The organism is Streptomyces sp. NPDC000134 (genome assembly GCF_042899225.1).
Classification (GTDB): domain Bacteria; phylum Actinomycetota; class Actinomycetes; order Streptomycetales; family Streptomycetaceae; genus Streptomyces.
This window is the reverse complement of record NZ_JBIAZN010000004.1, coordinates 410,337-418,451: the sequence shown is the minus strand read 5'-3', so window position 1 is coordinate 418,451 and position 8,115 is coordinate 410,337. Positions and strand designations below refer to the sequence as shown.

Below are 8,115 nucleotides of genomic sequence, written 5' to 3'. Positions count from 1 at the left end.
TCCAGACTCGAACGAGGTCTCAGCAGAGACGACGACCTCACCTACGCCTACCGCGACTGGCTGCAAACCGCTTGACAGCAATAGGAGCATCAACGGGCCCCGGCGCCCGTCCGGCCCGGAAATGCGGGTGCGGCGCGCACCGCCGCGTCCCTACGCTGGACGGGCCGGCGCCGAACGGTTTCTCCTCCGCCCACGGAAGGCAGGTGATGGTCACATGGTCACGATCGTGCTGTCCGGGACCGTCGTCCTGGTGGTCCTGGGATTCGGGGACCCGATCTGGTGGCTCGCCGCCGTCGCGCTGCTCGGCCTGTACGTCCGCCTGGGCCGGGGCGGCTCGGCCGGGTCCTCCTCGGCGACCGGGACCGGGACCGGGACCGGGACACCGGCCGGCGGCGGTACGCCGACCTCGTACCGGGCCTACCGTGAGCGCCGCGACCGGCAGGCCCGCTGGGAGCGCCGCTACCGCCGGGAGCGGCCCTTCGAGGCCCGCCGCCAGGAGCGGCAGAAGACCAGGTGAGCGCGGGGGCGGCCGGTCACAGGCCGGGCGCCCCCCACAGCGGGAACCACCGGTTCAGCTCCCGCTCCACGGGCAGCTCCCCGTCGAGCGCCGCCCGTACCCGCAGCTCCAGCGGGTTGTCGCGCCGCTCCCCCGCACCGGGCAGCGGCGCGAACGGGTAGAAGGTGCCCCGCTTGTAGAGGTAGACCAGCGCCAGCCTCCGCCCGTCCGGGTCCGCGAAGACGGCGAGCGAGCACAGCAGTTGCGGCCCGGAGCCGTTGACCTCCATGGCGCTGTTCACCGCGTGCAGGTCGTTGACCAGGTCCGCCAGGCGGTCGGGGTCGCGGCGCGAGACCAGCCAGGAGTAGCCGTACTCGTCCCGGCTCAGGTCCACCGGTGAACCGTCCGCGTCCAGCAGCGCCCGGACCTCCCGGTGGGTCTGGTCGAAGGCGGCGCCCTCGACGGTGGCGAAGCACACCGCGCCCCGCCCGGTGGGCGTCAGCCCGGTGGCCGCCTCCAGCGGCACCGCCGCCGACGGCAGCGCGAACAGCCGGTCCAGGTCGGGGGCGGCGGGTCTGCTCCGCCCCAGCAGGATGTCCAGCAGCCCCATGGTCAGGACCTCCCGGGCGGCGCCGCCTCGCCCAGTCGGGCGGAGATCCGGGCCAGTTGGTCGAGCCGCTGCTCCAGGCTCGGGTGGGTGGAGAAGACCCGGGCGATACCGGGCTCGGCGCCGAACGCCGGGGTGAAGTAGAACGCGTTGAACGCCTGGGCCGTCCGCAGGTCCCTGGTCGGAATCCGGGCGATGTCCCCGGAGACCTTGGTCAGCGCCGCCGCCAGTGCCGAGGGCCGCCCGGTCAGCAGCGCCGCGGCCCGGTCCGCCGCCAGCTCCCGGTACCGCGACAGCGCCCGGATCAGCAGGAAGCTCAGCGCGTACACCGCCGCCGAGACGCCCATCACGCCCGCGAACACCGCGGCCGTGTTCTGGTCCCGGCGGGCCCCGCCGAACACCTGCGAGTAGAACGCGAACCGCACGACCAGCCCGGCGATCACCCCGAGGAACGACGCCACCGTGATCACGGCGACGTCCTTGTGCGCCACGTGCGACAGCTCGTGCGCGAGCACGCCCTCCAGCTCGTCCGGCTCCAGCCTGCGCAGCAGCCCGGTGGTCACGCAGACCACGGCGTGATCGGCGCTGCGCCCGGTCGCGAAGGCGTTGGGCAGGTCGGTGTCCGCGACGGCGACCGCCGGCTCGGGCAGCCCGGCCAGCGCGCTCAGCCGGTCCACCACCCCGTGCAGCACGGGATACTCCGACCGCTCCACGACCCGCCCGCGCATCGCGTACAGCGCGATCCGGTCGGAGAACCAGTACTGCGCGCCGAGCGCCGCCGCCGCGATCACCACGACCAGCACCCAGGACTTCAGCAGCGCGATCAGCGCGGCGACGAAGGCCACGTACAGCAGCCCGAGCAGGAACAGGGTGACCGCCATGCGCACGGTCAGTCGCCGGTCGGTCTCGAAGCGGCCGCGCATCCACATCACCCCGCGATCAGCTCGTCCCCCTCGGTCCAGTGTGCACCCGGGACGGCCCATGAACGGGTCGTGACCGTCCCCCGAAGGGGCAAAGGCCGCCTAGTAAGGGGCCCGGAACTCGATGTAGCCGAGGAGGAGGATCACGCCCGCGACGCAGCCGAGGACCACGGCGGTGGAGACCCAGGAGGAGCGGCGGGGGCGCACCGGGCCGGGGTCGGCGCGGAAGGGGACGGGCGCGGGCGGGTTCTCCTTCCAGCGGGCGGCCAGCATCCGGGCCCGTGCGGAGGGCTCCTTGTGCTCGGCCGCGTCGGCCCACCTCAGGTCGAACTCCCGCTGCTGGTCGTCCCGTTCGGACATGTCCGGTCCCTCTCCCCGTTCCCTGATCGAACAACCGTGTCAGTAAACCAGGAACCCGGTCCTTCCGTGTACACGACAGCGGCCCCCGCCCCCCCGGGAGGGGGAGCGAGGGCCGCCGGTCCGGCTCAGGGTCCGGTCACACGTCGAAGTACAGCTCGAACTCGTGCGGGTGCGGACGCAACTGCAGCGGGGCGATCTCGTTCGCGCGCTTGAAGTCGATCCAGGTCTCGATCAGGTCCGGCGTGAAGACGTCGCCCTGGAGGAGGAACTCGTGGTCGGCTTCGAGGCGGTCGAGGACGGCGCCGAGGGAGGTCGGGACCTGCGCGACGCCCGCGTGCTCCTCGGGAGCCAGCTCGTAGAGGTCCTTGTCGATCGGCTCGGCCGGCTCGATCTTGTTCTTAATGCCGTCCAGGCCCGCCAGCAGCAGCGCCGAGAAGGCCAGGTACGGGTTGCCGGAGGCGTCCGGGGCGCGGAACTCGACGCGCTTGGCCTTCGGGTTCGAGCCCGTGATCGGGATGCGCATCGCGGCGGAGCGGTTGCGCTGCGAGTAGACCAGGTTCACCGGGGCCTCGAAGCCCGGCACCAGGCGGTGGTAGGAGTTCACCGTCGGGTTGGTGAAGGCCAGCAGCGACGGGGCGTGCTTGAGGATGCCGCCGATGTAGTAGCGGGCGGTGTCCGACAGGCCGGCGTAGCCCTGCTCGTCGTAGAACAGCGGCTCGCCGTTGCTCCACAGCGACTGGTGGACGTGCATGCCCGAGCCGTTGTCACCGAAGATCGGCTTCGGCATGAAGGTCGCCGTCTTGCCGTTCTTCCAGGCCACGTTCTTCACGATGTACTTGAAGAGCTGGAGGTCGTCCGCGGCGGCGAGCAGCGTGTTGAACTTGTAGTTGATCTCGGCCTGGCCGGCGGTGCCCACCTCGTGGTGCTGGCGCTCGACCTTCAGGCCGGACCGCTCCAGCTCCAGGGAGATCTCGGCGCGCAGGTCGGCGAAGTGGTCGACCGGCGGGACCGGGAAGTAGCCGCCCTTGTAGCGGACCTTGTAACCGCGGTTGTCCTCCAGAGCACCGGTGTTCCAGGCGCCGGCCTCGGAGTCGATGTGGTAGAAGGACTCGTTCGCGCTGGTGGCGAAGCGGACGGAGTCGAAGACGTAGAACTCGGCCTCGGGACCGAAGAACGCCGTGTCGGCGATGCCGGTGGAGGCGAGGTAGGCCTCGGCCTTCTTCGCCACGTTCCGCGGGTCGCGGGAGTACTGCTCGCCCGTGATCGGGTCGTGGATGAAGAAGTTGATGTTGAGGGTCTTGTCCCGGCGGAACGGGTCGAGGCGCGCGGTGGACAGGTCGGGGCGCAGGGACATGTCCGACTCGTGGATGGCCTGGAAGCCGCGGATCGAGGACCCGTCGAAGGCCTGCTCGTCGTCGGGGTCGAACGCCTCGGCGGGCAACGTGAAGTGCTGCATGACGCCCGGCAGGTCGCAGAAGCGGACGTCGACGAACTTGACGTCCTCGTCCGCGATGTACTTCTTGGCCTCGTCGGCGTTCTGGAACATCCAGCTCCTCCTACTCCCGACCGTCCCGCCGGGGTGGTAGATCGTTCGTGCTGCCAGTGCGGGTGGCACACGCTGTCCTCGACCCTAGGGACGCGTGATTTCTCGGGCGTGACCCATTTGTTTCACAGAAGTTAACCGGCCTCTTTCCACGGTAGCCCCGCGCCACCCCGGTCGACACCGGTCCGAAACGGGCGCAGTACCGTGTACGGGTGGACAAGAGGCAAGCAATCGGATCGTGGCTCTCCGGGCCCCGGGCGGCCATGGAGGACGCCGGCGCGGACTTCGGACACCGGGGCGAGGACCTCGGCCTGCCGGCGGAGGGGCCGGGTTCGATCGCCGGTCCGGGCAGGCGGCTGGGCGCCCTGGCCGTCGACTGGGCCCTGTGCCTGCTGATCGCATACGGGCTGATCACCGACGGCTACGGCCAGGCGACCTCCAACTGGGCGCTGCTCATCTTCTTCGTCCTCAGCGTCCTGACCGTCGGCACCCTGGGCTTCACCCCGGGCAAGCGCTTCTTCGGGCTGCGCGTGATCGACCTGGGCACCGGCCGGGTCAGCCCGCTGCGCGCCCTGCTGCGCTCGGCGCTGCTCTGCCTCGCGGTCCCCGCGCTGATCTGGGACCGGGACGGCCGCGGCCTGCACGACCGGCTGGCCCGCACGGTCGAGGTGCGGATCTGAGCCCCGTGACACACGGATCTGAGCCCCGTACACCGCTCTGAGCCCCGTACCCACCGCCGATACGCCGATGGGGGCGCCCCGGACTCCTTCAGGTCCGGGGCGCCCCCATCGGCGTATCGGTCACGGGGGTCAGCGCGGGCGCTGGCCGCCGCCCTTCGGCATCCGCATGCCCTTGGGCATCGGGCCCTTCGGCAGCGGCATGTTGCTCATCAGGTCGCCGAGGGCGCGCAGCCGGTCGTTGGTCGCGGTGACCTGCGGGCCGGTCAGCACGCGGGGGAGCTTCAGCATGGTGGTGCGCAGCTTCTTCAGGTCGACCTGGTCCTCGCCGGTGCCCACGATCAGGACGTGCACGGGGACGTCGGCGACGATCCGGTTCATCTTCCGCTTCTCGGCGGCCAGCAGGGCCTTCACCCGGTTCGGGTTGCCCTCCGCGACCAGCACGATGCCGGCCTTGCCGACCGCGCGGTGCACCACGTCCTGGTTGCGGTTCATCGCCACCGCCGGGGTGGTCGTCCAGCCCCGGCCGATGTTGTCCAGGACCGCGGCGGCGGCGCCCGGCTGTCCCTCCATCTGCCCGAAGGCCGCCCGCTCGGCCCGGCGCCCGAACACGATCGCCGTCGCGAGGAAGGCGAGCAGCAGGCCCAGGATGCCGAGATAGATGGGGTGACCGATCAAGAAACCGATCGCGAGGAAGACACCGAAGACGATGATGCCGACAGCCGCGAGTACAAGACCGATCTTCTTGTCGACCTTGCGGGTCATCTTGTAGGTCAGAGCGATCTGCTTCAGTCGCCCGGGGTTCGCGGCGTCCGCCGCGTTGTCCTTCCTCGCCATGCGGTGAAGTCTACGTGGCTCCCGCGGCGCCCACGAAGGCAGTGCCCGTCGGCGGCGGACCGCTCGGAGTTCAGAGGCGGGCGGAGAGGCTCTGGCCGAGGACGCGCTCGGCCTCGCCCCGGTCCTTGGCGCGGCGGCGGTCCTCCAGGACGGAGTTCCAGGCGTTGCGACGGGCGGTGCGCTGGCCACCGCTCATCAGCAGTGACTCGACGGCGCGCAGGGCGACGGTGAACGACGGGATCGCGGTGGCGCGTACGGGCGCGGCCTGCATGGCGGGGGTCCCCCTCGGGAAAACGGCGTTGGGCAAGGATGTACGTGGCGTAAGTCCAGCGTCACTGTTCGGTGTTACCAGGACGTGACTCACCGGTCAAACACCCATGAAGCCCCGGTACCGGGGCCCCGAACGGCGACGCGGCCCCGACCGGTGTCCTCATCTGCGAGGACGGTCGGGACCGCGTCGTACCGGCCGGTACCGGTCGGTAGGTTCTTGTGCGTGAATTCACACGCGGGCCGGGCGGCGCCTGCGGCCGCCGGGCTCAGACGGCCTGGGCGGCGACGAACGCGCCGCGCTTCTCGACGGCCATCTGGTAGAGCCGGCCGGCCCGGTAGGAGGAGCGGACCAGCGGACCGGACATCACGCCGGAGAAGCCGATCTGCTCGGCCTCCTCCTTCAGCTCCACGAACTCGTGCGGCTTGACCCAGCGCTCCACCGGGTGGTGGCGCACCGACGGGCGCAGGTACTGCGTGATGGTCACCAGCTCGCAGCCCGCGTCGTGCAACTGCTTGAGCGCCTCGCTGACCTCCTCGCGGGTCTCGCCCATGCCCAGGATCAGGTTGGACTTGGTGACCAGGCCGTAGTCGCGGGCCTCGGTGATGACCTTCAGGGAGCGCTCGTAGCGGAAGCCGGGGCGGATGCGCTTGAAGATCCGCGGGACCGTCTCGACGTTGTGCGCGAAGACCTCGGGGCGGGAGGCGAAGACCTCGGCGAGCTGCTCGGGCACCGCGTTGAAGTCGGGGGCCAGCAGCTCGACCTTGGTCCGGCCCTCGGCGCGGTCCGCGGTCTGCTGGTGGATCTGGCGCACGGTCTCGGCGTACAGCCAGGCGCCGCCGTCCGCCAGGTCGTCGCGGGCGACGCCGGTGATGGTGGCGTAGTTCAGGTCCATGGTGACCACGGACTCGCCCACGCGCCGCGGCTCGTCGCGGTCCAGCGCCTCGGGCTTGCCGGTGTCGATCTGGCAGAAGTCGCAGCGCCGGGTGCACTGGTCGCCGCCGATGAGGAAGGTCGCCTCGCGGTCCTCCCAGCACTCGTAGATGTTGGGGCAGCCGGCTTCCTGGCAGACCGTGTGCAGGCCCTCGCCCTTCACCAGGTTCTGCATCTTGGTGTACTCGGGGCCCATTTTCGCCCGGGTCTTGATCCACTCGGGCTTGCGCTCGATGGGGGTCTGGCTGTTGCGGACCTCCAGGCGCAGCATCTTGCGTCCGTCGGGTGCGACTGCGGACACGACCGGCTCCCTAGCGTTGATTCATCGGCGTCCCCAAGGGTACGCCCGTGGTTCTGATACCCCGTGCGGGTGTCGGCGCCCGGGGGCCGCAGCCCCCGGGCTCCCGTCCCCGGACGGGCCTGGTCCTCAGACGCCGGACGGGCCGACGGGCTCCGGCGCGCGTGCGATCTCCCGGGGCTTGAGGTCCGCGTGCTCCAGGACGTCCCGCAGGTGGCGTTCGACCACCGGCAGGACCTCCTCGACGGTCACCTCGCGGCCCAGTTCACCGGCGAGTGAGGCGACGCCCGCGTCGCGGATGCCACACGGGATGATCTTGTCGAACCACTTGTTGTCCGGGTTCACGTTGAGCGCGAAGCCGTGCATCGTGACGCCCTTGGCGACCCGGATGCCGATCGCGGCGATCTTGCGGTCCTCGCGGCGCTGGCCCGCGTTGGAGGGGGCGTACTCCGGGCCGTCGAGCCGGGGGTCGAACTCCTCGTCGGCGAGGCGGGGGTCGAAGTCGAGGGAGAGGCCGCCGGGGGAGGGGCGCTGTTCGACCGGGTCGCCGAGGACCCAGACGCCGCTGCGGCCCTCGACCCGGGTGGTCTCCAGGCCGAACTCCGCGCAGGTGCGGATCAGGGCCTCCTCCAGGCGCCGTACGTGGGCGACGACGTCCACCGGGCGGGGGAGCTTCTGGATGGGGTAGCCGACGAGCTGGCCGGGGCCGTGCCAGGTGATCTTGCCGCCGCGGTCCACGTCGATCACGGGCGTGCCGTCGAGGGGGCGCTCGCTGTCCGCCGTGCGCCGGCCGGCGGTGTAGACCGGCGGGTGTTCGAGGAGCAGCACGGTGTCGGGGACCTCGTCGGCGAAGCGGGCCGCGTGCACCCGGCGCTGCTCGTCCCACGCCTCCTGGTACTCGACCGACTCCGCACCGAATCCCATACGGACGAACCGCAACTCACCCACGGCAAGCGCCTCCCTGGACGTCGTAAGGCACGAATCGTGCCTACGCCACTGTACGACCGGGCGCCCGGACCGGGCCGGGCGCCCGGTCGGTCAGCGCGCACGCAATCCTCACACGATCGGATGAATACGGGGCAAAGTATGTGATGAGGTGCTTACTCTCCGCTACATTCGCGCCGACGGCCAGGCCATAAGGGCTGCTCACAGGCAATCAGGGCACTTCGCACACCG

Annotated in this window: 10 protein-coding genes; 2 read left to right on the top strand and 8 right to left on the bottom strand. The window is 70.9% G+C overall.

What is annotated here, in order from left to right; genetic code table 11:
* The first annotated feature begins 214 nt into the window (after positions 1-214).
* Positions 215-517 (top strand): hypothetical protein, encoded by a 303-nt coding sequence (locus ACFY32_RS08830; protein ID WP_390673770.1) that lies wholly within the window; start codon positions 215-217, stop codon positions 515-517.
* A 16-nt stretch (positions 518-533) separates the two neighbouring features.
* Here ACFY32_RS08830 and ACFY32_RS08825 read toward each other — a convergent pair whose 3' ends face one another.
* The 4 genes from ACFY32_RS08825 to glnA all read right to left on the bottom strand — a co-directional run bounded on the left by ACFY32_RS08825 (position 534) and on the right by glnA (position 3,929).
* On the bottom strand, positions 534-1,106 hold the full coding sequence (locus tag ACFY32_RS08825; protein ID WP_390673769.1) for a hypothetical protein: 573 nt from the start codon (positions 1,104-1,106) through the stop codon (positions 534-536).
* Positions 1,107-1,108: 2 nt separating this feature from the next.
* Positions 1,109-2,026, bottom strand: a complete 918-nt coding sequence (htpX, locus tag ACFY32_RS08820) for a zinc metalloprotease HtpX (protein WP_390673768.1) — start codon at positions 2,024-2,026, stop codon at positions 1,109-1,111.
* Positions 2,027-2,125: 99 nt separating this feature from the next.
* Complete coding sequence (locus ACFY32_RS08815) at positions 2,126-2,383, bottom strand: hypothetical protein (protein ID WP_359204938.1); 258 nt, start codon at positions 2,381-2,383, stop codon at positions 2,126-2,128.
* A 136-nt stretch (positions 2,384-2,519) separates the two neighbouring features.
* Positions 2,520-3,929: a type I glutamate--ammonia ligase gene (glnA, locus tag ACFY32_RS08810; protein WP_359204936.1), complete on the bottom strand. Its 1,410-nt coding sequence runs from the start codon at positions 3,927-3,929 to the stop codon at positions 2,520-2,522.
* Positions 3,930-4,138: 209 nt separating this feature from the next.
* Here glnA and ACFY32_RS08805 point away from each other — a divergent pair, with 209 nt between their 5' ends.
* Entirely contained in the window at positions 4,139-4,606 is a 468-nt protein-coding gene (locus ACFY32_RS08805; RefSeq protein ID WP_359204933.1) for an RDD family protein, read from the top strand.
* 129 nt (positions 4,607-4,735) lie between these two features.
* On the opposite strand, the gene ACFY32_RS08800 is transcribed toward ACFY32_RS08805, so the two are convergent.
* The 4 genes from ACFY32_RS08800 to lipB form a co-directional block, all read right to left on the bottom strand.
* Positions 4,736-5,440: a DUF4191 domain-containing protein gene (locus tag ACFY32_RS08800; protein WP_359193309.1), complete on the bottom strand. Its 705-nt coding sequence runs from the start codon at positions 5,438-5,440 to the stop codon at positions 4,736-4,738.
* Between the two features lie 70 nt (positions 5,441-5,510).
* Positions 5,511-5,711 carry a hypothetical protein gene (locus ACFY32_RS08795; protein ID WP_390673767.1) on the bottom strand — a complete coding sequence of 67 codons (201 nt, stop codon included), beginning with the start codon at positions 5,709-5,711 and terminating at the stop codon, positions 5,511-5,513.
* 265 nt (positions 5,712-5,976) lie between these two features.
* Entirely contained in the window at positions 5,977-6,942 is a 966-nt protein-coding gene (lipA, locus tag ACFY32_RS08790) for a lipoyl synthase (RefSeq protein WP_390673766.1), read from the bottom strand.
* Positions 6,943-7,068: 126 nt separating this feature from the next.
* Positions 7,069-7,887, bottom strand: coding sequence for a lipoyl(octanoyl) transferase LipB (gene lipB, locus ACFY32_RS08785; protein ID WP_390673765.1), 819 nt, complete (start codon positions 7,885-7,887; stop codon positions 7,069-7,071).
* Positions 7,888-8,115 lie beyond the last annotated feature (228 nt).

Coding starts and splice junctions, on each gene's coding strand:
- ACFY32_RS08830 (WP_390673770.1), top strand. CDS start 215: ATGGTCACGATCGTGCTGTCCGGGACCGTCGTCCTGGTGGTCCTGGGA.
- ACFY32_RS08825 (WP_390673769.1), bottom strand. CDS start 1,106: ATGGGGCTGCTGGACATCCTGCTGGGGCGGAGCAGACCCGCCGCCCCC.
- htpX (WP_390673768.1), bottom strand. CDS start 2,026: ATGCGCGGCCGCTTCGAGACCGACCGGCGACTGACCGTGCGCATGGCG.
- ACFY32_RS08815 (WP_359204938.1), bottom strand. CDS start 2,383: ATGTCCGAACGGGACGACCAGCAGCGGGAGTTCGACCTGAGGTGGGCC.
- glnA (WP_359204936.1), bottom strand. CDS start 3,929: ATGTTCCAGAACGCCGACGAGGCCAAGAAGTACATCGCGGACGAGGAC.
- ACFY32_RS08800 (WP_359193309.1), bottom strand. CDS start 5,440: ATGGCGAGGAAGGACAACGCGGCGGACGCCGCGAACCCCGGGCGACTG.
- ACFY32_RS08795 (WP_390673767.1), bottom strand. CDS start 5,711: ATGCAGGCCGCGCCCGTACGCGCCACCGCGATCCCGTCGTTCACCGTC.